Here is a 25,719-nt window from a genome sequence, read left to right on the forward strand (position 1 = left end):
GCGCAGATGCGGCAGGCTACTCTGGTCTTGAGGACGAAGTCGACAATCATTGGAAGGAATTGTTGGGGGCCGCCGCTCTTTCGACGCTGCTTTCCGTCGGCACGGAGGTGAATTCCGGGGCCGATAGCGGCAATACCAACAGCGATCTCATTGCCGCGCTCCGCCGTGGAGCTGGGGATTCGATCAATCAAACGGGCCAGCAGTTAGTCCGCCGCAATCTCAATATTCAGCCAACTTTGACGATTCGTCCGGGATTTCCGGTGCGGGTGATCGTCAACCGTGACCTGGTGCTCGAACCGTATAGGGGGTGAGGACGATGGCCAAGCTTAAGCTCGGCGCAATCGAAGACGACAAGCCGATCAAAATTACGCATGAACTGCCCGCGAGCGTGCACAGGGATCTCGTGGCATATGCCGAGATCCTTGCACATGAGACCCAGCAGCCGATCGGAGATCCAGCCAAACTTATCGCGCCCATGCTGGCCCGGTTCATGGCAGCTGACCGGAGCTTCCGGAAGGCGCGCCGCGCGGGTCAGCGACCAGCAGAAGGCGAGGGGTAGCGCTGGGAGAGCAACTTCAGGAATTCGTGTAGCGCGGGGTTTTCATTGTCGGCGCGCCAATAGGCAGAAAACTCCAACCGGCTCGCACCCGCCCCATCGCGCAGCTCCCGGTAAACAAGGCCCGCAAAATTTGCGCCTATATCGGACTCGAGCACGAGGCTTATTCCCGTGTTCATGCTGATCAGGCTTTTGATGATGCCGCGACTGACGTCATGGCGCTCGATATTTGGGCGGGCCTCAGGGGAAACGAGCTTGGAAACCAGGAGATCTTCGAGCTCCTTTCCGGGGTCGTAGTGGCTGAGCAGCACCGTCTCACCACGCAGGTCGGTCCAGTAGACAGTTTCGCGCGAACTGAGAGGATGGTCATGAGGCAAGGCAACGAGAACACGCTCGCTCCACAGAGACATGGCTTTATTGTCCAACAGCGGCAAGCTCCCCGTGACGATCAGGAGATCAAGCGATCCGTTGCGAAGTGCCGCTGCTAAACGTGTCCGTGATCGTTCAACCGTTGCAAGAGCGCTCTGCGGGAAGCGCTGCTTGAACTCAAGTAGGGACGCTTGCAGATTGCCGGCCGAAAGTGATGTGCAGAAACCGACGCTCAGACGGCCGGTTTCGCTGTTGTGGACGGATCGCGCGGTTGCGATGAGTGCGCCGAACTCCTCCAGGATGGTTCTGGATAACCGAAGAACGTCGCGGCCGGGCCGCGTTGGGCGCACACCTCCGCTGAAGCGCTCGAAAATTGGAACGCCCAAGTGGTGCTCAAACTCGCTGATTATTCGGCTAAGGCTCGATTGTTGCGATCCCAGCAACTCGGCGGCTCCACGAAAGCTACCGCAATCCGCGGCAGCCACCGCCGATCTTAAGTGCTTCAGTTCCACGGCTTTGTGGGCTTGAAGCGAAAGATTTCGTCCGCGGGAATTGCGCATCTTGAGGAACGAGCGAGAGTGGCTGCCGGTTTAGTGCGCAGCCATGTTAAAAGCTTCGGACTTGCTCGAATGCCTACGCGGCGGCTCGGACGACAGGCGCCCAGAGCACTGGACCTGAGATCTGCCCCGCCTGACGGATACGTTCCAACGCACCCGTCGATACTTCCAGGTAACCGGCAACAGCCGACGTGTTGCCGAGTGCCCGAGATCTCCCAATCCGGCAAAGAGGCCAGCCAGCGCGCCGAAGAATGCGCTCCATGCGGGCATCGGTGACGGTGACGATATTACAGAGATCAAGGGAGAGGCCGAATTCGATCATCGCTGCAAAAAGCTGGTAAGTCGCAGCAGCAAGTCCGCCACCTGCCTTCGGCGCGTCGGGGGGAATGTCGAGCGCAAAACGGCTGCTCTCCCAGATCTTCTCGCTCCGCGGCACCGGTTGCCCGTCCAGAAGAACCGGGAAAGTGTCTCTCAGCATCGTAGGGCCGGTCGAGGGGAGAAGACGGACACAACCCTGAAGCCGGCCTTCGCTCGACCGGAGCAGCAAGTGAACAGGCCGAACGACATCGAACGCGTCGACCTCCATATCCCCCTTCACTTGGACCTCCCATTCAAGACGCTGCTTGAACACTCGATAGCGCAGACGGTGCATCTCGGCCAGCTCCTCAACAAACTCGCCGTAATATTCTGGCTTAATCAGGAGCATCATTGCCACCTCCGTGCTTGCTTCGCAAAGTAAAGCACAATTCTGCGTACCCTCCACCTGTGCAGGTGCACAGGTGCGCGACCATTTTGCTTCGAGTATGATGTTGATTTTTTCTTCTGGCCGCCCAGTGAGGGCCGGCAATTCGTGCCAACAACGATCTTCTTTCAACTCTTTAACACGCGGAATGTGGCCGATAGCCGCGAGGAGGAAATGGTCGCCGGGGCGAGCCGACATTTCACGTACGGCCGGGCCGCACTTAGAATAAGTCTCAGCCTCACGGCCGCCCATGATGCAGTTGGCGAGCGGATCCTATCGTCAACATTTTCCTGATCAGCCTTGGCTTCGGTCACCTCCGGCCGTGGCTTTGACAACGTCTTTCCAGCCGGCATGCTCATGAATCAGCATGCGATAGGATGAGCTAATTCGCCTATGTCCTATCGGCTGCGCTAAGTGGTCTGGCGTACCACCGAAGACTGGTGCGGTCGGGCCTTATATAACAGGACTCCCACAATCGCGCCGTTGGTGCGGCGCGAAAGCCCAGGTCAAACGAGCCTACTTTCGTTGTGAATTGTGTTGCGCAAATTGCGCCACCGCCTGGCAAATCGTGCGAACACCGAGCTTGGCTCGAACATTATCCAGATGAAATGCGGCGGTTCTCCTTGAAATTCTTAGGATGCCCCCGATGTCGGCAATCGATTTTCCGTGAGAGGACCACTCGAGGCACTCGTGTTCGCGCTGAGACAGCAACACGCCATTGATCATACGATCGGGCGCAAGCTTTTGTCGGGCATGCGCGTGGAAATACCAGGCGATCACTTCCAGAACATTACCGCCTTCCCTCACGGAGCGCTCAAAGCCGGCCCGGTTCGTGTCAGTCGCAAATGTTATAATGGCCGTTTCACCTCTGTTGTCGTGAATTGGAATCGTATATCCGTGCCGGATACCGAACCTGCCTGCCTCTTCGAACAACTCTCGTTCCGAGTCCGAGCGGACTCGCGGTCCCAACCCGGGCCCCCACCGAAACGGTCGAGCATGGATGATCGCTTGACGAACCACAGGGTCCAGCTCCTGGTAGCGGCGTTGCAAATAATGCGTGGTCCAGCCGGGCGGATATGTTGAAATCAGCTTCGGATCACGGCCTTCCTTCTTAGAGAGCCGGAGGTAGGCGAACGAAGATAGGTTCAGAGCTTTGGCGACGTCGGCCATACTTTGCTGCAGAGCAGTCTGGTCTCTGCTCTCAATCATTCGATCTATAAACGTCTGAATGGTTCGGTTCATTTGAGCTAAGGGAGGCGTTCTTCGAAAGCTACTATCTCTGGTTGGGGAACCCTTCGCAAGTGCTTCATCTTCGAATGGTTCGAGCCGAACTCCCGCCCTGGGGGCCGTCGAGCCGGCGATCGTGACGGCAAAGCAATCAGCTTAGGGATGATCCGGTGGAGTCCTGCGGAAGTGTGCAAAACTTGCAGGATCTATGCGCGGGTTCGACGAGTTCTTCAGGGTTTCGATTTTGCAGAGGCCGTACGCTCTCTCGGACAGGCAGGTGAATAGGGGGCCGGAGCGAAGCGCCGAGTTGAAATGAATGGAGGGGCGGCCCGGCCGTAGGCCGGCTATGAAGGACCGCGACGAGCGTTCCGCGTGGCAAGTCCAATAGCCGCAGGTGTCTTTCTGAGGCCGCGGCAGCATTTCTTGACCATCTGGTTCCTCTAACTCAGCCCCGCATATAAAGCGGTCGTAACTCCCGCAATTCCGGATCGGATAATGGTAGTCGCGCTCATCGTGTGCTCCAACACAGGAATGGACGGGGGATGGCTTCAGCCATACCTCCCCCCAAACCGCTACGCACACCGAGAAACCGCAGCAATCCTGTTCGAATGCACAGGGTTTTCGCTAGTTGCGCCTGCGATCCGCCCCTGACTGGGCTTCCTATGACGACGTAACGGGACATGCCGGATCCACTAGCTTCGGTTACCTGATGGAGCGCTCAGGTGTCGGTGATACATCGCTTCATTTCGCCGCCACTACGTGCCCTCTGCCAGAGTTTCCGTAAAATGAAAAGGTGGGAACTACTATGAGCACGGTCGAACACTTCACGGATTTGCAACGCGAGGCAATCGAATGGCGGCGATATCTCCACCAAAATCCAGAGCTCAACTTCCGTGTCGACAATACAGCACGCTTCGTGGCGGAGAAGCTGGCATCGTTTGGCATTAATCACATCGAAACAGGAATAGCAGAAACGGGTATCGTCGCATTGATCCCGGGCGACGGCGGGGACGGGCCAACGATCGGGCTGAGGGCAGATATGGACGCCCTGCCAATTGTAGAGGCATCAAACAAGCCCTGGTCCTCCAGGGTGTCCGGGAAAATGCATGCATGCGGACATGATGGCCACACTGCCATGCTGCTAGGTGCGGCCAAATATCTTGCGAATACCCGCAGCTTTAAAGGTTGCGTTGCTCTGATCTTCCAGCCGGCCGAAGAGGTCGAGCTACCATCCGGAGGCCTGAAAATGGTTGAGTCAGGCATTATGGACCGATTCAACATCTCCCGGGTCTTTGGGATGCATAATTCACCCGGAATCGAGGTCGGACACTTTGCCATTTGCGATGGCCCGATTCTGGCGTCTCAGGATGATTTCGATATCGTTGTGAAAGGGAAAGGAGGACATGCGGCCTCGCCACATCGAGCCATCGATCCGGTCGTCATATCGGCGCAAATCATCCTCGGCTTGCAGACACTGGTTTCGCGGAACACGGACCCCACCGAGGCGCTTGTAATCTCCGTAACGAAGCTGAAAGCCGCTCAGGCCTACAACATTATTCCCGATCAGGTTGAGATGGCCGGAACGGTGAGGACCCTCATGCCCGGTCTACGCGACTTTGCCGAGCGTCAGATTCGCATGGCCGCTGAGGGAATCGCGCGCAGTGCTGGCGCCAACGTGGAGTTTAAGTACATTCGATCCGTGCCTGTCACGTTCAATCACACCCAAGAGACAAGCCTCGCAATCAAGGCAGCCCGCGATTTAGTGGGATCTTCCGCAGTCGACGGTAAGATAAAGGCGCAGATGGGGGCGGAGGATTTCGCCTACATGCTTGAAGCTCGGCCTGGTGCCATGATTTACATTGGCAACGGATCGACTGCTGGCTTGCATCACCCGGCGTATGATTTCAACGATGATGCGCTGCCTTACGGCATTGGCTACTGGGTTAACCTGGTCGAAACGGTGCTAGGTGCCTGAAGACGATTGACCCGCGCAGAATTGAACTTCCTTCTTGGCTATACCCTAAGCACATATGCATCATCGGGACACTGCGACGCTGGCGGTCATGTCAGCAATCTTGCTGCCTCATCCGAATAGCGCTTGCTGAGAGGGGGCCTGATCCGTAGGGCGTTCGCCCGGGCGTGGGTGCTGAAGGGATTTCCAATCAGCTCGGAGCTGATTAGTCGCCCCACCAAGGTGGAGGCCGGCCGGAAATCTGGAGATCTCGACGCTTTCGCTATATCTCCTTTTCCCAATTTAGCTGCGGTGAAGGCCGGCGCATCGCCTCGAACGCTGCACACCAATTGGAGCAACTGTTCATCGTCGACGAACACGTTGCAAGTGATCGGCGGATCCTTTAGCTGGTCGGTCGCCCCCAACTCTCGACCAGGTGACACCGCCGGTTTGTTCAGGAAGCTCACGATTCTACGAGTAGTCGTATGCATTGCGGTTGCTGCAGTCGACCAAGAGATATGAGGCTTGAGACGACGGATTTTGGCCAAACCGATCTTTCTCTTCTACTTTCTGCTCGCCAGTGTAAAACAAGCGCGGACGTCCGATAGAGAAACGACGACCTGCACGGCTGTTCTGGTAGTAGCCCTTGACCCTTCCCAACGTTCTTGCGGATTGCGAGCAGTCGATCTTTCGCGGAGCTCGACGACGACGCAGACATCGGCGCCAAGGGGCGCCACGTCCGTAAGCATCCGACGTAGACCGCGGGCTTGATCGGATTACTTCGGTCGGCCAGCGTTGAGCAAGCTCGGATTTTCTTCATAGATTTGGATGAGCTCAATAAGGCGCTTGTTCCGGTGAGCGCTTGAACGCCATTCGCCAACGGCAAACACCATAATGGCGCCGTCAACGAACTCAGAACTGGATAATACTTGGGGCAAGGTAAAATCGGCTTGAGCCGAATTTCCCTTATCAGCCCTCCGATCAGGAGAACGTGACAACATGGAGCCGGGTGATCATTTCGGCTGATGACTCCAAAGTATGGTACCTTGGCCACCGCTTCAACCGATGAGCCCGCATATGTACCCGACTCAGGCGTGGGTCCATTGCGCTGTTCGACCATGGACCGTCGGACATCCGCTCTGGCTCGAGTGCTGGCTCTTCCAACGGACGGTCTGAAACTTACGCGAGCGACGTCCTGCAGAGGACGGTTCTCGGCAAGGTCCACGCAGCGATGTGCCCGAGTTCAACCGCGGCTCTCGGCGATGCTGTTGAGTAAGAATACCTTTTCACGCGCCCGGCTATCGAGGCCGGATGCTCCTTCATCTCGATTGATCAATATCACGTTGGCGACGATCATGTGATTCTCGATGCTTTTGCGCTCGTCGATGAAAACGTCGGAGTTCCACTCCAGGTGAAGAATTTCGGCCATACGAGGCCCTACATTAGAGAAATGCGACCCTGCGACACTGCTAACAACATCACCTGCACGGCGATGCCGAAGTTTAACAACATCATAGGGCAACCATGTCCGAGACAGCTTTTTGCAAGAAGCATCAAGTACTTTCCCATGTTGCTCCATCCTGCCTTGAATGACCGCCACATGACAACTCCCTCATCTATGCTTCCGGGAATCGACAAGCATCACACTGATCGTCGGCGATACCCACACGGGGTCGCCTTTATGGATGGACAATACCTGCCGATGTCGGAAGCTAAGATCTCGGTGCTTGACTGGGGCTTGCTGCACTCCGATGCGACCTATGATACTGTGCACGTCTGGAACGGCAGGTTTTTTCGGATGGATTTGCACATCAACCGTTTCTTTTCCGGAATGGAGCGTCTTCGGATGACCATTCCCTACAACCGCGAAAAGCTAATAAGCATCCTTAGCGATTGTGTCGCGTTGTCAGGCCATAAATCGGCTTATGTGGAGATGATCTGCACGCGCGGTTCATCACCGACATTCAGTCGGGATCCCCGCCAAGCTGAGAACCAGCTAATCGCGTTTGCAATTCCGTTCGGATCGGTTGCGAATAAAGAACAGCTAGAGCGCGGCTTGCACGTAGCGATCAGCGACACTATTCGTATCCCGCCCCAGTCGGTCGACCCAACGATCAAGAACTACCACTGGCTTGACCTTGTCAAGGGTCTGTTCGATGCCTACGACAAGGGAGCCGAAACAGCGCTGATCGTGGACACCAACGGCAATCTTGCCGAGGGGCCTGGCTTCAATGTGTTCATTGTGAAACGCGGGGCACTGAAGACACCGGAGTTCGGAGTCCTTCCGGGTATCACACGCCGGACCGTCATAGAACTCTGCGCGGAACTTGGCTTTTCGGTGGACGCTGCCGATGTCAGTCCCCGCGAGCTCAGGGCTGCTGACGAGGTATTCATCACATCAACCGCCGGCGGCATTATGCCGGTGACCAACGTGGATGGCGCTCCCGTCGCTTGCGGCCAAGTCGGATCGGTAACACGCCGGCTGATGGACCTTTACTGGCAGAAGCATGAAGATCCGGCTTGGTCGACAGCTGTCGTTTATCCTTGATGGAACGCGTAAACAATGGCGGAGAGCCGGGCTGCGCCGCTCACGCCTTTTAACGAGCGCTACGCCTTGAACTAGGGTAGCTCTCGCCAAGTCACATCAGCCCAGGCGTTAACGATGGATGATTCCATAATTGCTCATTTCAACGGAGAGCTCGCCCGGCTGAAATCTACCGGCCTCTACAAGGTCGAACGTGTCATCACATCGAGGCAAGGGTCGCAGGTTCAGGTCGCGCACGGCGCGAATGTGCTTAATTTGTGTGCTAATAATTATCTTGGGCTCGCAGACGACAGGGAGATGCGAGAGGCCGCCAAGAACGCGATCGACCGGTATGGCTATGGCATGGCATCCGTCCGCTTTATCTGCGGCACGCAAGAAGAGCACAAGCTACTCGAGCAGCGCATTTCATCCTTTCTTTGCACAGAAGATACGATCCTCTATTCGTCCTGCTTCGACGCTAATGCAGGGCTGTTCGAGAGCCTGCTAGGAGACGAAGACGCAGTCATTTCCGACGAGCTCAATCATGCATCGATCATCGACGGTGTCCGACTCTCGAAAGCGACGCGCTTCCGTTACGCAAATAATGATATGGTCTCCCTGGAAGAGCAACTGAAGAAGGCCGAAGGCAGTCGCTTTAAGCTCATCGCGACCGACGGTGTCTTTTCTATGGACGGCATCATTGCCGATCTCCGCGGTGTATGTGACCTGGCCGATAAGTATGGCGCCATGGTGATGGTGGACGACAGCCACGCCGTCGGCATTGTGGGGCGTCATGGGCGTGGTACGCCCGAATATTGCGGTGTCGAGGGCCGCGTGGATATCCTGACAGGAACATTAGGCAAGGCTTTGGGCGGAGCGTCAGGCGGATACACCTCGGGAAAGCGCGAGGTGGTCGAGTGGCTACGCCAGCGTTCGCGGCCATATCTGTTCTCCAATACTTTGATGCCGGCAATCGCCGCGGCATCCATGAAGGCGCTTGACATCATCCAGCGTAGCAACGCTTCGCGTGAACAATTGTCGGCTAATTCAGAGCGATTCCGTTCCAAGATGAGCAAGGCCGGCTTCGCCCTCGCGGGCGCGGATCATCCGATTATCCCCGTCATGATAGGTGACTCGATGCTCGCGCATGAGATGTCGGAGCAATTGCTTCAACGCGGCGTCTATGCGATCAGCTTCTCTTTCCCCGTCGTCCCGAATGGGCGGGCGCGCATCCGGACGCAGATGTCAGCAGCACATTCGGCGGCGGCTATCGACCGTGCGATTGCCGCGTTCACCGAAGTCGGCGGGAACTTGGGAGTGGTCTGAGCTGGGATTGAAGCTCTTCCTCGACCATGGCCGCTGCTCCGCTGTCGGCGAAAGCCGCATGTTGTTTGAAGAGGCTGCGTTCGACAACCTGCCTAAGACTACATTCACTGGGAGAGCGGCGGTCCGACGCTCGTGGCATTAGCCGCCCGCACAAACTCACCCTCGCGTCCCGGGCCTTCAACGCTTTAAAAATTCGCATTGTTCTTTCTTTTGAAGGAAGTCGACCGCGCAATGCTCCCTTTCGCCGAAATTCGGCTCCCAGCAAGGCTATGATGCTCACAATAATGCTGCTGCTTCGTCGATCAACGCTATATGTGGGGGGAGTTGATGACTCTATTCGTCAATCGCAGGCGTCTCCTGCGGACGAGCGCCGCAGGTTTAACCACCGGCGCGCTCGTCTTTGTGGCAGGTCGCTCGGCGGCGACGTCTTCAGATGTGGTCCGAGTAACCGTCGGCGGAGGCGATTATGGAAAGGCTAACATTGAAGCTTATGTTAAGCCATTTCAGGATGAGACCGGAATCAAGGTGGTTCCGATCACAGATGACGTCAACACCGCGCAGCTCGAGCTGATGGTAACCACGAAGAATGTCACGGTCGACGTGGTGGAACTAACGCAGGGCACCGCGACTACTCTAGGCGCGAAAGGTATCTTACAGGACATAGACTATTCAATCTTCAGTAAGGACGAGTTGAACGGCATCATAGATTTTGCCAAGCAGCCCTACGGTGTCGCTGCGCTTATTTATTCTTATGTCATGGTCTACAATACCGAGAAGTTTCCGGCGAATAAACCACGACCGACTACTTGGGCCGACTTCTGGGATGTCAAACAATTTCCAGCAACTCGCGTGCTTATGTCTGGGCAAGAAGGTTCGTCCGGTCCTTGGGAAGAGGCGCTCCTGGCGGATGGTGTCGCGCACGACCAGCTCTATCCCCTAGATATCGAGCGCATTTTTGCGAGCTTGGACAGGATCAAGCCTCATGTTCGAAAATGGTGGGCGAGCGGGTCCGAGATCCAGCAGATTATGCATGATAAAGTTGCCGACATCGGGAACTCGTTCGATGGCCGCGCGAGTTTATTGATCGATAAGGGGGCACCGGTTGAACTCAACCGCAACCAAGCCAAGTTGGCCTGGAACTACTGGGCGATCCCCAAGGGGAGTCCGAACGCGCAGAACGCACAGCGATTTATCGAGTTCGCTACACGAGCCGCCCATCAGGCCGCCTTCGCTCAGCGCGTCTCATATGGGCCGAGTAATCGCAATGCCTACAAGCTGCTGCCGGAGACTGTAGGTCGCAAACTCGCTAGCCATCCCGACTATATGCCGAGCAGCATCCCAATTAATACGCAGTGGTACGCTGAAACGGGATCAGATGGCCGGTCGAACACCGAGCGCCTCATCCAGCGCTGGAACGAATGGATCCTCCAGTAGCGACGTCTGGCTCGGTTGCCCACGATAGACACTCCGCGGCTAAACCACTTGATCTCCGGCGGAGTACCTGAGGATGCTTACTTGCTCAGGGCTCGCACTCGGTTGCCGATAAGCGTGATCCTTCCTCCTATGAGCTGGCTACGGCAGCACGCCGGTCGCAGGGTTTCCTCTAACGGTTCTGGACGTCAGCTATGAATGCGCATGAAACCGCCATCTTGCCGCTTCCGAAGGACCACCAATTTGCGCTGGAATGCAGTCCCGCACAGATCGAGTTTTGCAACGTCACCAAGTTGTATGGACCGGTTGCTGCGGTGAAGGATCTATCGCTGACCGTTAATGGCGGCGAGTTTCTGACCATTCTCGGTCCGAGCGGATCAGGAAAGACTACTACTCTGATGCTGCTCGCCGGCTTTGAGACACCCGACGAAGGCGATATACGGATCTCAGGAAAGTCCGTTGCATCGGTGCCTTCCTATCGGCGCGACCAGGGTATCGTCTTCCAGAGCTATGCTCTGTTTCCGCATCTCTCCGTGCGGCGCAATCTAGAATTTCCGCTTGAAATGCGCGGCATGAAGGTTGGCGAGAGAACCAAACGAGTCAACCGGATTCTGGAACGCGTGCACCTTTCTGGTTTTGACGGCCGCATGCCCTCACAACTAAGTGGGGGTCAGCAACAACGCGTGGCGCTTGCCCGTGCGCTGATCGCCGATCCTCCCATTCTGCTGCTTGATGAGCCGCTCGGCGCACTCGATCGCAATCTGCGCGAGCAGATGCAAGGGGAAGTCAAGAGCTTGCACAAGGAATTTGGCATCACCACCGTTTGTGTCACACACGATCAGGAGGAGGCGCTGACACTATCGGATCGCGTTGTGGTCATGCGCGCCGGACGCATTGTGCAAGTCGATACACCCGAAGCCCTTTACGACCGGCCGGCGACGCGATTCGTCGCCACATTTCTGGGCGAGGCCAACATCCTCGATAACCCAAGTTTCAATGTCGAATCCGACACAAAGCCCTCGGCCGGTGCCATAGCCATGATCCGGCCGGAGCGCATTCGCGTCGCCCCTCCCACGGGAGCAAAGCAATCGGCCTCCGAGGAGCGCCAGTCTGTCAGTGGGATCGTGAATGACATGATCTACGCAGGCGCCGTGCGCAAATATCATGTGCGGGTAGGCAATAACGTCCTTGTTGTGCGTGAGCACGCTGCATCCCAACAGCCCATATTTCGACCCGGCAACGAGGTGCGGCTGGATTGGCTGCGATCGGACGTCCGATTTGTTACACAATGAGGTCGACGGATAAATGAAGACGTTTCCACATTTCCGCTGGACGGCAGTCTGCCTCGCTTTACCAGCACTGGCAATCCTGTTCGTCGTATTCGGAATACCGATTGCTCTACTGTTCTTGACCAGCCTTAATGCGCCGGCCTTTTCGATCGCCAATTATCAGGCATTCCTTGGACAGCCGGCAAATGTACGAGTGCTTTTCCAGACCATCGAAATGAGCGTTGTAGCGACTTCGCTCTGCCTTCTGTTCGGCTATCCCACAGCATACGTGATTGCAGCCTCTCCGAAGCGTTTGCGCGCGGCGCTTCTTGTGTTCGTTGTCATCCCTTATCTGACCAGCCTTTTGGTCCGGACCTATGCATGGATCGTAATTCTTGGCGATCGCGGCTTGATAAATAATGCGCTGCTCAAGTTCGGCCTGATTTCCAATCCCCTGCCGCTTCTCTACAGTCGGTCTGCCGTCTACATCGGAATGGTTCACATCATGCTACCGATGATGATTCTTCCGTTAGTCGGTGTGATGGTTGGCATTGACAGGTCGCTGGTGGCGGCCGCGCGCAGCATGGGTGCGGGGCCTCTCGCTGCGTTTTGGCGCGTCTTCTTCCCCCTCACTCTGCCAGGACTCCGCAGCGGAACTCTCTTGGTCTTCATTCTTTGTCTAGGCTTCTACATCACTCCTGCTGCACTAGGGGGATTACGCGATGCAATGCTGTCAACCTTCATTGCAGCGCAAGTCGCGAGCTCTTTTAACTTAGCAAACATTGCGGCCTCTTCCTTTGTCCTACTGGGTGTTGCCGCAATCGTGCTCTCGCTGTTTGGTCTCGATCTTTCCGGCATGCAGAATAGCGCCGAACGACCAACTCGAGCGCGCCCTAACTGGCTCTCCTCATCTGCTGCCCTGAAACGGTATTTCATCGAGCTTGCTAGGCCTCTTCAGGCGAAGCGTTGGACTACTCACCTCTACCAACCCGGCGGCGTTGACTCCCGCTGGAACGTTGCCGGCGCATTATTCATCGCAAGTGTCGTCTTCTATTTGCTGGCCCCGAGCGTCGTAGTTACGATCATGTCTTTAAGTTCTGGGGCTTTTCTAGAGTTCCCACCGTCCGGACTGTCCCTGCAGTGGTATCGTTCGTTCTTTGGCGATCCATCGTGGACCGAAGCTGCCTGGACTAGCATTCAGATCGGCGTAGCGGTCACTCTCGTGTCGACCTTCACCGGGACGATGGCGGCCTTTGGCCTTAGCCGCACATCTGCACGTCTGCGGGGCTTCCTGACCATGATCATTCTCATGCCTATCACTTTTCCTAGCATAGTCGTAGCTATCGCGACGTATCTCGGCCTGCTTAATGTTGGGCTGATTGGCTCGAGAACCGGAATCGTGTTGGCGCATAGCGCCGGCGCGATCGGCTATGTTGTCGTGATCGTCGCGGCTACTCTAGCGAATTTTGACAGGCGACTCGAGCAGGCTTCTATGAGCATGCGCGCCGGGCCGTTCCAGACCGCCAGAAGGGTGACGCTGCCAATCATCATGCCGGGTATCATCGGTGGCGCCATATTCGCATTCATCCACTCCTTCGATGAGGTCGTTATATCCTCGCTGGTCAGTGGCTTCTCTATTCGTACATTGCCGCTGAAAATGTGGGAAAACATCCGCCACGCGATAGACCCAACGATTGCCGCTGTGGCTTCGATGCTGGTTCTTCTACCCGTCCTCTGGTTGTTTACTATCTACCTGACGTGGTGGAGATCGAGACCGGAAGGTCAGCGTACGTTCGGAAGCGTACCGACGTAAGCAAGCTGAAACACGTGAATTGCAGCTGTGCTACAACTCTGTTTCGCAAGAACTTGCACCGCGCCGCGACGCCCCCTTTGCCAATATCGCCATGCAGCAATAAAGATCACCATAGCTGGCTTCCTACCCTACGTCTCAGCATCCGAACGTCATCGCGAGTGAACTCTTCAAGCACCTTCTTCGCTCCACTAAAGCGTTTTTGCGACCTGGATTGCGCTCGACAACCCGATGAACTGCCGATCCTCACGTCTGCGGACTGTCCAGCGCACCTCCACAGGGTAAACGCAAGGCGTTCTCCACGGCTTCTGGCTGCGAGGCACCATGAGCTCTCATAACCGCTCTAGTTGATTTTGTTGTGCTTTGGCTTGGTCGATCGCCATCAGGACGGCGTCGGACTTTCTGTTCATTCGCAGAATTTCAGCATCGCAAGTCTCACATTGACAAGTAATCAGCTTTGCAAGCCGTTAATGTTGGCCATCTGGAGCTAGCGCAGTCCTGAGACGAGTGCGATGGCGCCGGGGCAGCTCTCGGTCATCGGACATGACATAAGACGAACGCAAAAGGCCTCTAGACCCCGATGGAGAAATATATGAACCAAATAAGCTCATCGATTCCACTTGCCGGTGTTCCCTTTCCGAGAGCGGAATACGAACGCCGCCAGCAGAAAGTGCTTGAAGCAGTCACAGGTGCGCACCTGGACGGACTTTTGGTGACCGCTCTAGGGCACGCTCGATATCTAACCGGCTACTATGGGGGCGGAAGTTACTTTGGGCCGTTCCCATTGATCTTAGCGCCGGGGCGCCCTCCGACATACGTCGTTCGAGAGTATGAGGCCCAAACAGTACGCTCGTATAGCTGCGTTGATGAAATCGTTACCTACACTCAAGAGCGGGATTTCGCGAGGGTATGCGGCGATGTCCTTCGACGATATGGACTGCACAGCAAGCGAATTGGTCTTGAACTCCGCTGTTGGAACGTCACGCCATCCGATGTCTACAAGCTGGAGGCGGAGCTTCCTGGAATGACAGTCATCGACGCAACAGAACTAGTCGGGTCTGTCGCGGCGATAAAAAGCGAGCTGGAACTCGACGCGATGCGCCATGCGATGGCTATGACCGAGGTGGCCGTGAGCTCGTTCCAGGAGACGTTGCGGATTGGTGTCACTGAGGCGGAGACGTCGGCTGCCATGCAAGCCGCGGTCAAGCGGGCTGGCGGCGAGGAACTCAGGGTGGTGTCCTTGGTTTTCGGCGAGCGGACGAGACTGGCTCACGGTCTCCCGGCGGATCATCCCATCAGTCTTAACGAGCCGGCCGTGACCGAAATCGGCGGCGTAAAATTCGGGTATGCGGCGGGGCTCGTCCGCACCGCTGTCGTTGGTCGGCATTCGGAGGTCGAATCTCTGCTCGCATTATCTAATGAGGTGTTGGATACAGCAATCAACATGATCAAGCCAGGCGTAGCTGCCGAGGAGGTGGATCAAACTGTGCGGAAGATGATCGAGCGCTCCGGGCACCCACTGGCTTTTCGCAACAAGGCAGGATACCAAACCGGGATTCACTGGTCGGAACGCGGAGATATGGACATCGTGCCAGGTGTCAAAGACATCCTTAAGCCGTGGATGACTGTGCACATGCCCATCATGTTATTTGGAAGGAAAGGACACATAATTGGATGCAGCGATCATCTGTTGGTAACTGAATGCGGGGCGAAAAGCCTCAGCAGCACACCGCGTACGCTCCATCGCATATGATTCTGAGCACCTCCTCGGTGAAGATGGGACGTTTCCAAGACAACTAGGCAAGGAAAACACGGTTTGAGAACAAACAAGGAGGCTTCCAACAAAGCGCAGACGCTCATGCAAGCGAGTTCGTTTGCATTAGAGCTGTATGACCTTAGCAGACATTCCGTCTCAAACTTAGAACGTCACTCCTTCGGGGCCCATTTGTAAAGAAGCGCGCAGTTCTCGTATCCTGTCTGTCCGCGCGGGCTTTTCGTCGGACTGATGCAATCGCTCCCGGCCTCTCTGATCGACCGGCACGCATGTGGTCGGGTTCAGTCATCAAGCCCCTCAACGGAAGGTGGAGCTATCCTGGGCCTGGGCAGGCTTGGGTACTGGCGCAAGGCCAACCCGGATTCGACCACGCCCTGATGGACACGCGCCTGACGCTCTTGCCGTCGATCCATTCCCAACCGACCTTGCTCGCCAGCAGCATCAGCTCCTGTTTCTTCTTGACGATTTGGTCCAGGCCGCGCGAGAGACAGATCTTCTTGTGCTGCTTCGGTCGCAACGGCCCTCCGGTCCGCCACAGAACCGTGGTCTGCGACTAAAGGAACTCCAGAAATGGAGCTGCAGGTTTGACAGTCTCAACCTCCAAATCGCTGCAGTCCCATGTGCACCGCAATCAGAAAACCATACTCTTGATCAATCACTTGGAGGATTGTTCTACCGAATGATCACCTCGGCCGCGCGCTTCATCTTACGACCAGCGGCCTTCCTTTCAAATCGATCTAGGCCTTCATCTGCTTATGGTGATGACAACCGATCGGCGCATTCGTTCTTGCACCTCTGGCCGTTCGAAATCCTGCGTAAACAAGCGACAAACGCTGTATTTCTCCGCCGTTTTATCTTCTATGAAGCACCATCAGGTCCGCTTCTGATTACAAGGACATATCGAGCCAGGAGGTCGCACATGAAGGTGGGTGTTCCCAAAGAGATCAAGACACACGAATACCGAGTGGGTCTGACGCCTGGAGCCGTCCGCGAATACGTGACCGCTGGTCACAACGTTATGGTCGAGACCAATGCCGGGGCCGGCATTGGGTCGACCGATAATGACTACCGCAATGCCGGCGCCACGATTGTGGACTCTGCTCGCGAGGTATTTGCATCGTGCGAGATGATCGTAAAGGTCAAAGAGCCGCAGCCTTCGGAATGGGTGCAGCTGCGAGAGAACCAGATTCTGTTTACATATCTACATCTCGCCCCGGATCCAGACCAGGCCAAGGGACTGCTGAATTCTGGCTGCACGGCCGTCGCATATGAAACCGTGACGGATGCAAACGGGGGCCTGCCGCTGCTTGCGCCGATGAGCGAAGTTGCGGGAAGACTTGCAATCGAGGCAGCCGGTACGGCGCTTAAGCGTTATACAGGCGGCCGGGGATTGTTGATCGGTGGCGTTCCGGGGGTTCAGCCCGCCCGGATCGTCGTCATCGGAGCCGGCGTTGTCGGTACGCATGCCGCGCGCATGGCTGTCGGACTTGGTGCCGAGGTCACCGTCATTGATCGATCTATACCCCGCCTGCGCGAGCTGGACGAACTGTTCCAAGGCCGTGTCCGCACCAGATTCTCGACGATCGACAGCGTTGAAAAAGAGGTTTTCTCGGCAGACGTTGTCATCGGCGCGGTGCTTGTGCCGGGGGCGAGTGCGCCGAAGTTAGTGAGCCGCAAAATGCTGAGCTCAATGGGCAACGGCTCTGTGATCGTTGACGTCGCCATCGACCAGGGCGGCTGTTTCGAAAGCTCGCATCCCACGACGCATGCTGATCCAACATACGACGTCGACGGTGTCATTCACTACTGCGTTGCCAATATGCCAGGGGCTGTCCCGCTTACATCCAGCCACGCTCTGAACAACGCAACGCTCCCATTTGGTTTGTCTCTCGCCAATAAAGGCTTTGCAGCCATTCTTGAAAATCCGCATCTGCGCGCCGGTCTCAATGTCTATCGCGGCCGTCTCACCTACAAGGCCGTGGCCGAGAGTCTAGGCCTGCCATTCTCCCCCATCGAACAAGCTGCTGCCTGATCCCAGGCGCCTCCATGGGAGGCCTTTCCTCGCTGGCTTGGCGGCCACTCCTTCGGGAGTGGCCCTTTTTTATCCCGGGGGGCGACCGACCAAACACATGCCATGGTTCACCATCCAGTGCACCATCAGATATTGCCCGCGTGCATCGGTTCGAGAGAATGCACTGCTCAACGAACACCATGGTTGTGGTAACATATTCCTGCGACTTACCTGGGCCTGTGTTGAATTTGATCAAAACCGCCGAAGTTCTTGCGCGATGGCGAGCATCGTCTTTTCTCGCGTCCGCTAGTCCGATTATCGTTTCGCTACGTGCTCAACCTACGACTCCGCCCTTGATCGCGGCCGCTTCTTTCGGAGCACGGTCAAGTTGATCTTCTATGCGGCGAACGGACCAAAGGAGCGCTCCAGCATACGGCGGACGCGGATCGGCACTGGACCTTTGTGGAAAGACAGCCGCCTGTCGATCCAAGTCGCCCTCTGACTACGTTGAGCGGTTGCGCTGTCGCAGGAAATCTAGCCATGTTGGGCAGTGATAGCGTTCAGTCCAAAGTTCTGCGTCGGCGATCAAATGCATTGACGGCTTATAATAGAACAGCCTAACGGTGATTTCAGGCGTTGGGGGCGCGCGCGCGATGAAAAGCTGCGCAAACTAGAATAAGGAACTGCGCTAATCCTCGGACGGTGGTTCGATCGGAATCGCAAAGCCAGCTTTTACGCGATCAATTATAACCATCGTCTTGAAGCCCTTGATGTCCGGGTTCTCATAGAAGAAACGACGCGTGAACTGCTCGTAGTCTTCCATGGTTCGCGCCGTAAGATAGAGAACGAAATCCGCGTCACCCGTGACAAGGAAGCCGTTGACGACCTCTGCTGACGATTTGATCGCCTTCTTAAACCTGTCGATGATGTCCGAGCGCTCTCGCTCGAGGGTCACCAAGACAAGCATCTGAATGGGCCTTCCAACCACTTTGGCCGAAACGATCGAGACGTCCGCTTCGATGATCCCATCCGCGCGCAGTCTCTTCAACCGGCGTTGACAGGCCGTCGCAGAAAGGCCGGCCATTTCCCCGATGACGTCGGAGGTCAGACGATTGTTCTTCTGCACAATCTCCAGGATACGGGCATCGATCCGGTCGTATTGCATGCTGCGCTCCAGCCAACCCTCAGGTGCATTCCGTCGCTAACCCCGTGCACACCGCAGGAAATCCTCCAGGTCGCAGGGAAATGCGGCGCAAATCTTTGTCCAATACCACTATCCTGAATTCCTGGATCATTTCAACAATTGAGCGTGCGTGACCCACAGATGACCTTTCAGGCGACTGCTCCTAGCGTCCGTCCCGCTGGCATAGCTACTCGTTATCTGCAAACTCTACGGCGGCGCGACTTCCTGGCGGGAGCGGCGCTGGTCAACGGTCGATGGTTCTCAGAGGGAGAGCGAGAACACGTGATCGATCCCGCGACCGGAGAGCGGATCGCGGATGTTGCTCGATGTAGCGCCACAGAGATGGAGTTAGCAATCGCCTCGGCTGAGCGGTCTTTCCCGGCTTGGCGAGAATTACTTCCAGCAAGAAGAGGGGCGGCACTGAGGGCATGGGCCTCATTGATGCTCGATCATGCCGAAGACCTCGCGATCCTGGTGACGAGCGAACAAGGTAAACCACTAGCCGAGGCACGGCAGGAAATTGCTTATGCGGCCGCCTTTCTTGACTGGTTCGCGGCAGAGGGCGAGCGTTCGTACGGAGAGACGATTCCCAGCCATAAGGCTGGTAGCCTCCTCCAAGTGCGTATGCAGCCGATAGGCCTCGCAGCCGCGATTACGCCCTGGAATTTTCCTGTCGCGATGATCACAAGGAAGGCGGGCGCCGCTCTTGCTGCCGGGTGCCCAATCATCGTCAAGCCTGCGCCTGAGACTCCGCTGTCTGCACTTGCCCTTGCCAGGCTGGCCGAACAGGCAGGCTTCCCACCGGGCGTGCTCCAAGTACTCGTTGGTAATCCGATCGAGCTTTCAGGGCCACTGTTGAGCGATACGAGAATACGCGCACTTTCGTTCACCGGTTCAACGGAGGTCGGCCGCTTGCTCCTTAAAGGAGCGGCCGAGGGCGTCAAGAAGGTCTCGTTGGAATTGGGTGGCCATGCCCCTTTTCTGGTTTTTGACGACGTTGACGTTGGTAAAGCCGTGAAGGGCGCGATCGCAGCTAAGTTTGCCACCTCCGGCCAAGATTGCTTGGCCGCCAATCGCATCTATGTGCAACGAAGCATCTATAACGCCTTCGTTGACGAATTTGCCGCAGCGATCGCCGGACTGAAAGTTGGACATGGGCTGGAGCCCTCGACTGATATTGGTCCCATGACAACATTGTCTGTAGCCCAGAAATGCCGGGCGCAGATCGACGATGCGACACAGCGAGGTGCGCGCGTTTTCTCCCCAAAACAAGAGGCCGCCCTCGGTCCACACTTCGTCGCGCCAACGCTGCTCAGCGACGCCACGGAAGAGATGCTCATTGCTCGCGAAGAGACATTTGGGCCTGTCGCAGCCGTACTTCCCTTCGATTCCGAAGAAGAGGTCATAGCCCGAGCCAACGCCAACGAAATGGGGCTCGCTGGCTATGTCTACACGGACAGCCTACGCCGAGCTCTTAGACTTTCTGAGCAAATCGAGTGCGGCATGCTCGGTGTCAATACAGCTTCATTCACGGGACCGCCCATCCCGTTCGGAGGCTGGAAACAATCTGGACTTGGTCGCGAAGGATCGCGACACGGGTTGGCGGAATACATGGAACTTAAATACGTCTGCTTCGGCGATCTAGCAGTCTAGGAGATAAGAAATGATGGACATCAAAACCATTGCTGAACGGGATCGCTCGAGCGTTTTGCATCCCTTCACTCAGCTCAAAGACTTCGCCACGGGAAAAATGGGCGATCCGACGATCGTTACCGGCGGAAACGGGATCTGCATTAATGACGCAGAGGGGCGCAATTACATCGACGCCTTTGCTGGCCTTTATTGCGTCAACATCGGCTATGGCCGTACGGAGGTTGCCGAAGCCATCGCCCGTCAGGCTCACAGTTTGGCCTATTACCATACATATGCGGCGCACACGACCGAACAGCTGGCGACGCTGTCGGATCGACTCGTGCGGATGGCACCCGGCAGAGCAAGTAAGGTGTTCTACGGGCTATCCGGGTCCGATGCAAATGAGACCCAGGCCAAGCTCGTCTGGTACTATAACAATCTGCGTGCTCAGCCCAAGAAGAAAAAAATCATTTCGCGTGAGCGCGGTTACCATGGCTGCTCTGTGGTTTCGGGATCGATGACCGGTATGTCGTTCTACCACGATCACATGGACCTGCCGTTCCCGGGCATTCTGCACACGGGTGCACCGCATCACTATTGGGGCGCTGAGCCGGGCGAGACGGAACTGGGCTTCTCTCGTCGGCGCGCCGCCGAACTCGAAGAATTAATCGTGACCGAGGGGCCAGAAACAATCGGCGCCTTCATCGCTGAGCCGGTGCTAGGTACCGGCGGCATCACGCCGCCACCTGAGGGGTACTGGGGGGAAATCCAAGCCGTGCTCAGGCGTTACGACATTCTTCTGATTGCAGACGAGGTTATCTGTGGCTTTGGTCGCACCGGCGCGGACTTCGGTAGCACTCTTTACGCGATTGAGCCGGATCTGGTGACAGTCGCCAAAGGGCTGACATCCGGCTACATGCCGCTCTCGGCAGCCATTGTAGGTGAGAGAGTTTACAAGGTCATGGAGGAAGCCGCCGATCGCGTCGGGGCATTCTCGCATGGGTACACTTATTCGGGCCACCCGATTGCGGCTGCAGCTGCGAATGCAGTGCTCGACATCGTAGAACATGAGCAGTTAGCCGACCGAGCTAAAACCGTCGGCGCGCACTTTCAGAAGCGATTGAAAGAACGATTTGCGCAGCTAGAAATCGTGGGGGAGGTTCGGGGCGTTGGCCTGCTCGGCGCGATCGAGTTTGTAGCAGATCGCCAAACGAAACGCCGGTTTGATGCGGAATTAAAAGTTGGCGCACGAATCTCGAAGGCTGCCCGCGATCGGGGGCTTATCGCCCGAGCGATGCCGCATGGAGACATTCTTGGCTTTGCACCCCCGCTCATTGTTTCAGAGGCCGAAATCGACCAGATTGTGGACTTGGCTTATCGAGCAACAAAGGATGTGATGGATGAGCTGGCCAAGGAGACAACGGTCGCTTGACTTCTGCTTGCAATAGGCTCGGTGGATTCTCGGGTCAGCCGAGGGGCGTGTGCACAAGTCTTCTGAGAATGCGCATGAAGACCATGCATATTGGCACGACATTCTTGCTTGGAAGCACTCTCATTCTGATTGGCAATCGGCAGTGAAGGACCCTCGGGACGCCGCGTGCGTTCGGAGACTGAGAGAGCTCGATCGTCATGGAGAGTCTGCTACCGGTGCCGAGGCGTCCGAGTGGCCGGCAAGCACGGAGCGACGCGCTGGCAGATTTACGATTGGCGACGACGCTTCCGACAGCGAGGCATGTTGGCGCCGTGCGAGGCGTCGCCGTCGACATTCGCGTCGCTGGTCGTGGAAAGCGCGTTGGAGGCGGGTCACGTTCCGGCCATCAAGCTTGAGATCGCGATCGCCGATGTCGTGCTGCGGACGGGCGCAGCCATAGATGGCGAGCAGCTGTCCCGTTCAGCGGCGCAGCCTTCGTGTTCCGATCGAAATGAGCGGACCAAATCAAGATTTTGGTCTGGGGATCGAACGGGCCTGGTGTTAGTCCATAAGCGCCTCGAAGGCTGCAAGTTCGTTTGGCCAACGATCGCAGACGGCGTGATGCGCATATCGCCAGCGATGTTCGCAGCCCTGAGTCGAAGGGCTGGATTGGAGGTTTCCGCCCGGAAGAAGCCCGGCGTCCCCAGGCAGCTGGATAACTGCGGCAGATTGACTCGGGCGCGCAGTGGTGATGCGCTCGAAATAGCGCATGAGCATTGCGGCGCGGCGCGAGGAAAACGAACGCCTGAAGGCGCGCTTTTATCAGTATCACTTACCGCTGGAAGACGTGGAGATCGCGCAATGCATCCTGCACGCGGCGCAGGAGAGAGCCGCGGCTGTGATCCAGGGCCGGATCGCGGAGCGCGCCAGATCTAGGTTCGCATCGCAATCGCGGCTGCTTGCCTGCCCATTTCTCACGGGTGGAACGGATCATCGAACCGCGAGTACGCTCCGTCCGTGCGGTTTCGGCGCCATGACGAAGATTGGCGAGGACGTCAGCAAACGCTCGACGTGATCCGGCGCAATGGCAGGTGTTGGTCACGCGCCGCCCGCAATACATCTGTCGCCGCTGCTCGGGCTGTAGCAGGCGCACGCACCGGAGCACGCGGGTGCCTGCTGGACTGCCGACCGAAGCGGCGACTGCGCACGTGATCGTGTCCAAGATCGGCGACCATACGCCGTTTCACCGTCAGGCCGAGATCTATGCGCGCCAGGGGATCCGACTTGATCGGGGACACTGGGCTAACTGGTCCGGCCGCGCCTGCTTCCATCTTCAACCCGTAAAGGACCACATGCGTCGCCATTTGGAGAGGGCAGATCGTCTGTTCATGGACGAAACCACGGCACCGGTGCTCGTTCCGGGGAGTGGCACACGAAGAACGGCTACTTCGTACGCGGTTCATCGCCGGACATCCCGATAGCCGCATCGAAAGGCCTCATGCCGTGGCGATTCCGCAACACGTCAAGCTAACCTCGTTAGGGTCGCGGCTAAGCGTTTACTAGCCGGCGGCTCGTCGGCGCGACCATCCGGAACGCAGCGCAAGCCGGCTGCAATTTCCATTGGGCATCGTGATTGACTTGGTGCCCGCACCAACAGCGGGCTCGATTGAAGCGGCGTCGAGCAGTGCGGCGGACGCTTCCCCATCACACCCTCAACAACAGGTGGGCACTTGAAGCCGCCGCCCTCAAGCCGGCTCCAATACAGCACAAAGACCACTGCCGGCCCAGACGACAAGCTTAACACGGCGCTGTCAATCGGCCTTCAGGTTTATGCATCAGTGTTGGCGGTGTCGCCCTGCGGAGCCAGAGATAAGTGCGCCCATGGGGTGCTTGGCCTTAATGGCCGATGCCGGTTCGACGGCGGCCCTGCGGCACAGTTCGCGCTCGATCTTGGGCGCTGCCCCTCGCTTCTTGGCTTCTGGCCTGAGATGAAGATCCTGAACTTGTGATCGGGCGGCGCATTATGGCCGCGGTATCTTTTGGCGGAGGGGGTGCGTGCGATTGTGTTGCCGACCAGAGCCTCCATGCACATGCGGCGCACTAGGAACTCGCGCCAGCCGGCGCCGAGAGAGGTCCTCTTAGGGCGCGCTGCAACGCCTCTCATTCCGCACTCGGCCGAAGCGCACCTTCGCTGTCAGTTGATCCTGTAGAGCGATCGGTTGTTCTTATAAAGTATCATCCTGGCGCCCTCAATTGCCTCCTCCAGGCTCAGGCTTCCTCCTACTATGTGCTCAGTCAGCGCTTGAGCAAGATACCGCTTGCCCCACCGACCGGAAAGCCAATAAAGCTCAGGAATGTGGTAAGCATCACTCGCATACATTATCTTAGATAGTGGAACGACCTCCATCACTTGCATGTATCTCTGAAACAAGCTCTGATGCACGAATGGTGTCATGATAGATAGCTCGAAATAGCAATTCGGATACAAATGACTAAGCCAAGCGGCCTTTCCCACCGATGGATAACCGGCGTGTAGAGGAATAATTTTCGGCATACGCATTACATCATCTCGGTCGAACCGACAGACCTCCTCAAGAAAAAATGGGTCTTGATTGCGGAGAATTACGTAAGGCGCTTCTCCATCCCCTGTATGGATCTGCATGGGAATGTCGCGCCGGAGACACTCTTCAAGAGCCAACGTGAAGTTGTAGCGCCGGAGATCCTTCGATACATTGTAATTAGCTTCTCGTTCCTTCGGCATATTGTGAAAGCATTCTCTGAGATTTTGCCAGGATGCCTGAGCGACCCCGCGATCATAAAGGGGCCTGATCAAACCGATGAACGGCAGGAGGTAGGACTTCATTCCAAAAGAGTTTTTCCCATAGTTTCCGTCTCCGGTCCCGTCCAGCATTTCGCGCATCCTAGTTAGAAAGCGCTGCTCGTATTCTTCGAACGAGACATCGAGAGGAAAAAGCTCTTTTTGGATCATCTCTATCCGGGCGAGACGATTGGTACGGCAAGGCAGAATGGCTTCTTCAAAGCGCGATATCTCCTCCGCTCCACACCCCTCAGCATATCCCGTATCAAGCATGATGTTCTCATACTTCACGTCCCGTAATAAGCTATTGACGTAGCCCCAGTAATCCCTTCCGCGCTCATTCCTGGCTTCGATGACCGCCTCGAGTCTCGACTCACAACCCAGGAAGTGCGACAGCTCCCTAGTAAGGAACTTCATAAATACACTTTCTGCGATATCTCGAGTGATGCCGTCGACCTTGCTCTGGATGTCAAACTTTCGATTAAAGTCGTGCCTGGTTGCCTCATCGCCATTTAGCCAGCGGTCATAAACGCCCTGGGGAAAGTAACTGGCGACAGGATATCCCGCCAGGGATATGCGTTCCACATAACGCTGCGGAGTCGTTACGGCATCGCGATCGGTGATTATGTGGCAATGGGTATCGTCGATAGGGAGATCATTCACTACCTCAAAGACTTTCATGAACTCAGGATGCTGTCTGGACAGGAACAGCGGAAGGGAGTCGAGGCCACGTGAGCGATTGCGATCGATCGTCATGGCTGTCGTAGCTCCAGGCCGGGGCCTCTATTTGATCCGCTATTGCGACGAGAGACCTATCTCTATGGGTTTTGCGAACCCAAGCGTTCGGAACGATCCAAATACGTCTGTGATGTCAACATATCACGCAATCGTGGATGTTTTGAGCGCGCACCCGCGTTGACGCGAAGGATTTGCGCAACATTCCGCCAGTGCTTGCAGCTTTTTATCGCGAGCTAGTGGTCTGATTCATTCGGGAAGATTCCCAAATCGACCGAAGCAGATCAATATGTCGGCATGAGCGAGGAGCTATCGTATGGCAATGCGACCGAGCAACGATCACACATCTTGCTCTGCTCCGATCGGCGCTACATGCGCCTCGCGCAACAAACAA

20 protein-coding genes and 2 pseudogenes are annotated in these 25,719 nt (G+C 56.6%); 14 read left to right on the forward strand and 8 right to left on the reverse strand.

The genetic code is table 11. The features are described 5' to 3' along the window. Both IVB13_RS00500 and IVB13_RS00505 read left to right on the forward strand, forming a co-directional pair. Window positions 1–311, forward strand: a 311-nt coding sequence (locus tag IVB13_RS00500) for a TrbI/VirB10 family protein (protein ID WP_247487274.1), incomplete at its 5' end; no start/stop codon positions are given. A gap of 5 nt (window positions 312–316) precedes the next feature. Further along, complete coding sequence (locus IVB13_RS00505; protein ID WP_018459932.1) at window positions 317–559, forward strand: DUF2274 domain-containing protein; 243 nt, start codon at window positions 317–319, stop codon at window positions 557–559. On the opposite strand, the gene IVB13_RS00510 is transcribed toward IVB13_RS00505, so the two are convergent. The 3 genes from IVB13_RS00510 to IVB13_RS00520 form a co-directional block, all read right to left on the reverse strand. Then, complete coding sequence (locus tag IVB13_RS00510) at window positions 532–1,485, reverse strand: LysR family transcriptional regulator (RefSeq protein ID WP_247487276.1); 954 nt, start codon at window positions 1,483–1,485, stop codon at window positions 532–534. The two genes, IVB13_RS00505 and IVB13_RS00510, sit on opposite strands and share 28 nt — an antisense overlap. Window positions 1,486–1,558: 73 nt before the next feature. Next, window positions 1,559–2,191 (reverse strand): acyl-homoserine-lactone synthase, encoded by a 633-nt coding sequence (locus IVB13_RS00515; protein ID WP_247487329.1) that lies wholly within the window; start codon window positions 2,189–2,191, stop codon window positions 1,559–1,561. A 549-nt stretch (window positions 2,192–2,740) separates the two neighbouring features. Next, window positions 2,741–3,466: a LuxR family transcriptional regulator gene (locus IVB13_RS00520; protein ID WP_247487279.1), complete on the reverse strand. Its 726-nt coding sequence runs from the start codon at window positions 3,464–3,466 to the stop codon at window positions 2,741–2,743. Window positions 3,467–4,256: 790 nt separating this feature from the next. Between IVB13_RS00520 and IVB13_RS00525 the strand changes: the two genes are divergently transcribed. Beyond that, on the forward strand, window positions 4,257–5,426 hold the full coding sequence (locus tag IVB13_RS00525; protein WP_247487280.1) for a M20 aminoacylase family protein: 1,170 nt from the start codon (window positions 4,257–4,259) through the stop codon (window positions 5,424–5,426). Between the two features lie 1,219 nt (window positions 5,427–6,645). Here IVB13_RS00525 and IVB13_RS00530 read toward each other — a convergent pair. Further along, window positions 6,646–7,002, reverse strand: coding sequence for a hypothetical protein (locus IVB13_RS00530; protein WP_247487282.1), 357 nt, complete (start codon window positions 7,000–7,002; stop codon window positions 6,646–6,648). Between IVB13_RS00530 and IVB13_RS00535 the strand changes: the two genes are divergently transcribed. From IVB13_RS00535 to ald, 7 genes are all read left to right on the forward strand, one after another. After that, window positions 7,003–7,950: an aminotransferase class IV gene (locus IVB13_RS00535; protein WP_247487284.1), complete on the forward strand. Its 948-nt coding sequence runs from the start codon at window positions 7,003–7,005 to the stop codon at window positions 7,948–7,950. A 114-nt stretch (window positions 7,951–8,064) separates the two neighbouring features. Further along, window positions 8,065–9,252, forward strand: coding sequence for a glycine C-acetyltransferase (locus IVB13_RS00540; RefSeq protein ID WP_247487286.1), 1,188 nt, complete (start codon window positions 8,065–8,067; stop codon window positions 9,250–9,252). Window positions 9,253–9,579: 327 nt separating this feature from the next. Further along, a complete protein-coding gene (locus IVB13_RS00545) occupies window positions 9,580–10,686 on the forward strand; it encodes an ABC transporter substrate-binding protein (protein WP_247487288.1) in 1,107 nt (368 codons plus the stop codon). Between the two features lie 191 nt (window positions 10,687–10,877). After that, the gene (locus IVB13_RS00550; protein ID WP_247487290.1) at window positions 10,878–11,975 is read left to right on the forward strand and encodes an ABC transporter ATP-binding protein; all 1,098 of its coding nucleotides are present in this window, start codon (window positions 10,878–10,880) and stop codon (window positions 11,973–11,975) included. 13 nt (window positions 11,976–11,988) lie between these two features. Next, the gene (locus tag IVB13_RS00555) at window positions 11,989–13,764 is read left to right on the forward strand and encodes an ABC transporter permease subunit (RefSeq protein ID WP_247487291.1); all 1,776 of its coding nucleotides are present in this window, start codon (window positions 11,989–11,991) and stop codon (window positions 13,762–13,764) included. A gap of 589 nt (window positions 13,765–14,353) precedes the next feature. Next, window positions 14,354–15,514, forward strand: a complete 1,161-nt coding sequence (locus IVB13_RS40085) for a Xaa-Pro peptidase family protein (RefSeq protein WP_256467674.1) — start codon at window positions 14,354–14,356, stop codon at window positions 15,512–15,514. A 940-nt stretch (window positions 15,515–16,454) separates the two neighbouring features. After that, window positions 16,455–17,567 (forward strand): alanine dehydrogenase, encoded by a 1,113-nt coding sequence (gene ald, locus IVB13_RS00570; RefSeq protein WP_247487293.1) that lies wholly within the window; start codon window positions 16,455–16,457, stop codon window positions 17,565–17,567. A gap of 313 nt (window positions 17,568–17,880) precedes the next feature. Here the strand turns inward: ald and IVB13_RS00575 are convergent. Then, a pseudogene (locus IVB13_RS00575) lies at window positions 17,881–18,132 on the reverse strand (MFS transporter); the annotation flags it as partial. Window positions 18,133–18,234: 102 nt separating this feature from the next. Further along, window positions 18,235–18,711: an Lrp/AsnC family transcriptional regulator gene (locus IVB13_RS00580; RefSeq protein WP_247487296.1), complete on the reverse strand. Its 477-nt coding sequence runs from the start codon at window positions 18,709–18,711 to the stop codon at window positions 18,235–18,237. 159 nt (window positions 18,712–18,870) lie between these two features. On the opposite strand from IVB13_RS00580, the gene IVB13_RS00585 reads away from it, so the two are divergent. From IVB13_RS00585 to IVB13_RS00600, 4 genes are all read left to right on the forward strand, one after another. Further along, entirely contained in the window at window positions 18,871–20,382 is a 1,512-nt protein-coding gene (locus tag IVB13_RS00585) for an NAD-dependent succinate-semialdehyde dehydrogenase (RefSeq protein ID WP_247487298.1), read from the forward strand. Between the two features lie 10 nt (window positions 20,383–20,392). Beyond that, the gene (locus tag IVB13_RS00590) at window positions 20,393–21,793 is read left to right on the forward strand and encodes an aminotransferase (RefSeq protein WP_247487300.1); all 1,401 of its coding nucleotides are present in this window, start codon (window positions 20,393–20,395) and stop codon (window positions 21,791–21,793) included. 748 nt (window positions 21,794–22,541) lie between these two features. Then, window positions 22,542–22,847: a hypothetical protein gene (locus IVB13_RS00595; protein WP_247441769.1), complete on the forward strand. Its 306-nt coding sequence runs from the start codon at window positions 22,542–22,544 to the stop codon at window positions 22,845–22,847. Window positions 22,848–22,986: 139 nt separating this feature from the next. Then, the gene (locus IVB13_RS00600) at window positions 22,987–23,253 is read left to right on the forward strand and encodes an IS66 family transposase (RefSeq protein ID WP_247487332.1); all 267 of its coding nucleotides are present in this window, start codon (window positions 22,987–22,989) and stop codon (window positions 23,251–23,253) included. Window positions 23,254–23,682: 429 nt separating this feature from the next. Here IVB13_RS00600 and IVB13_RS00605 read toward each other — a convergent pair. Both IVB13_RS00605 and IVB13_RS00610 read right to left on the reverse strand, forming a co-directional pair. Next, a pseudogene (locus IVB13_RS00605) lies at window positions 23,683–23,846 on the reverse strand (IS5/IS1182 family transposase); the annotation flags it as partial. Window positions 23,847–23,966: 120 nt separating this feature from the next. After that, on the reverse strand, window positions 23,967–25,346 hold the full coding sequence (locus tag IVB13_RS00610) for an amidohydrolase family protein (RefSeq protein WP_247441767.1): 1,380 nt from the start codon (window positions 25,344–25,346) through the stop codon (window positions 23,967–23,969). Window positions 25,347–25,719: the final 373 nt, after the last annotated feature.

This window comes from Bradyrhizobium sp. 17, from assembly GCF_023073515.1.
GTDB lineage: Bacteria > Pseudomonadota > Alphaproteobacteria > Rhizobiales > Xanthobacteraceae > Bradyrhizobium > Bradyrhizobium canariense_D.

Excerpts from the sequence above, each read along its gene's own strand:
- IVB13_RS00505 (WP_018459932.1), top strand. The coding sequence starts at position 317 with ATGGCCAAGCTTAAGCTCGGCGCAATCGAAGACGACAAGCCGATCAAA.
- IVB13_RS00510 (WP_247487276.1), bottom strand. The coding sequence starts at position 1,485 with ATGCGCAATTCCCGCGGACGAAATCTTTCGCTTCAAGCCCACAAAGCC.
- IVB13_RS00515 (WP_247487329.1), bottom strand. The coding sequence starts at position 2,191 with ATGATGCTCCTGATTAAGCCAGAATATTACGGCGAGTTTGTTGAGGAG.
- IVB13_RS00520 (WP_247487279.1), bottom strand. The coding sequence starts at position 3,466 with ATGAACCGAACCATTCAGACGTTTATAGATCGAATGATTGAGAGCAGA.
- IVB13_RS00525 (WP_247487280.1), top strand. The coding sequence starts at position 4,257 with ATGAGCACGGTCGAACACTTCACGGATTTGCAACGCGAGGCAATCGAA.
- IVB13_RS00535 (WP_247487284.1), top strand. The coding sequence starts at position 7,003 with ATGACAACTCCCTCATCTATGCTTCCGGGAATCGACAAGCATCACACT.
- IVB13_RS00540 (WP_247487286.1), top strand. The coding sequence starts at position 8,065 with ATGGATGATTCCATAATTGCTCATTTCAACGGAGAGCTCGCCCGGCTG.
- IVB13_RS00545 (WP_247487288.1), top strand. The coding sequence starts at position 9,580 with ATGACTCTATTCGTCAATCGCAGGCGTCTCCTGCGGACGAGCGCCGCA.
- IVB13_RS00550 (WP_247487290.1), top strand. The coding sequence starts at position 10,878 with ATGAATGCGCATGAAACCGCCATCTTGCCGCTTCCGAAGGACCACCAA.
- IVB13_RS00555 (WP_247487291.1), top strand. The coding sequence starts at position 11,989 with ATGAAGACGTTTCCACATTTCCGCTGGACGGCAGTCTGCCTCGCTTTA.
- IVB13_RS40085 (WP_256467674.1), top strand. The coding sequence starts at position 14,354 with ATGAACCAAATAAGCTCATCGATTCCACTTGCCGGTGTTCCCTTTCCG.
- ald (WP_247487293.1), top strand. The coding sequence starts at position 16,455 with ATGAAGGTGGGTGTTCCCAAAGAGATCAAGACACACGAATACCGAGTG.
- IVB13_RS00580 (WP_247487296.1), bottom strand. The coding sequence starts at position 18,711 with ATGCAATACGACCGGATCGATGCCCGTATCCTGGAGATTGTGCAGAAG.
- IVB13_RS00585 (WP_247487298.1), top strand. The coding sequence starts at position 18,871 with ATGACCTTTCAGGCGACTGCTCCTAGCGTCCGTCCCGCTGGCATAGCT.
- IVB13_RS00590 (WP_247487300.1), top strand. The coding sequence starts at position 20,393 with ATGATGGACATCAAAACCATTGCTGAACGGGATCGCTCGAGCGTTTTG.
- IVB13_RS00595 (WP_247441769.1), top strand. The coding sequence starts at position 22,542 with ATGAGCATTGCGGCGCGGCGCGAGGAAAACGAACGCCTGAAGGCGCGC.
- IVB13_RS00610 (WP_247441767.1), bottom strand. The coding sequence starts at position 25,346 with ATGACGATCGATCGCAATCGCTCACGTGGCCTCGACTCCCTTCCGCTG.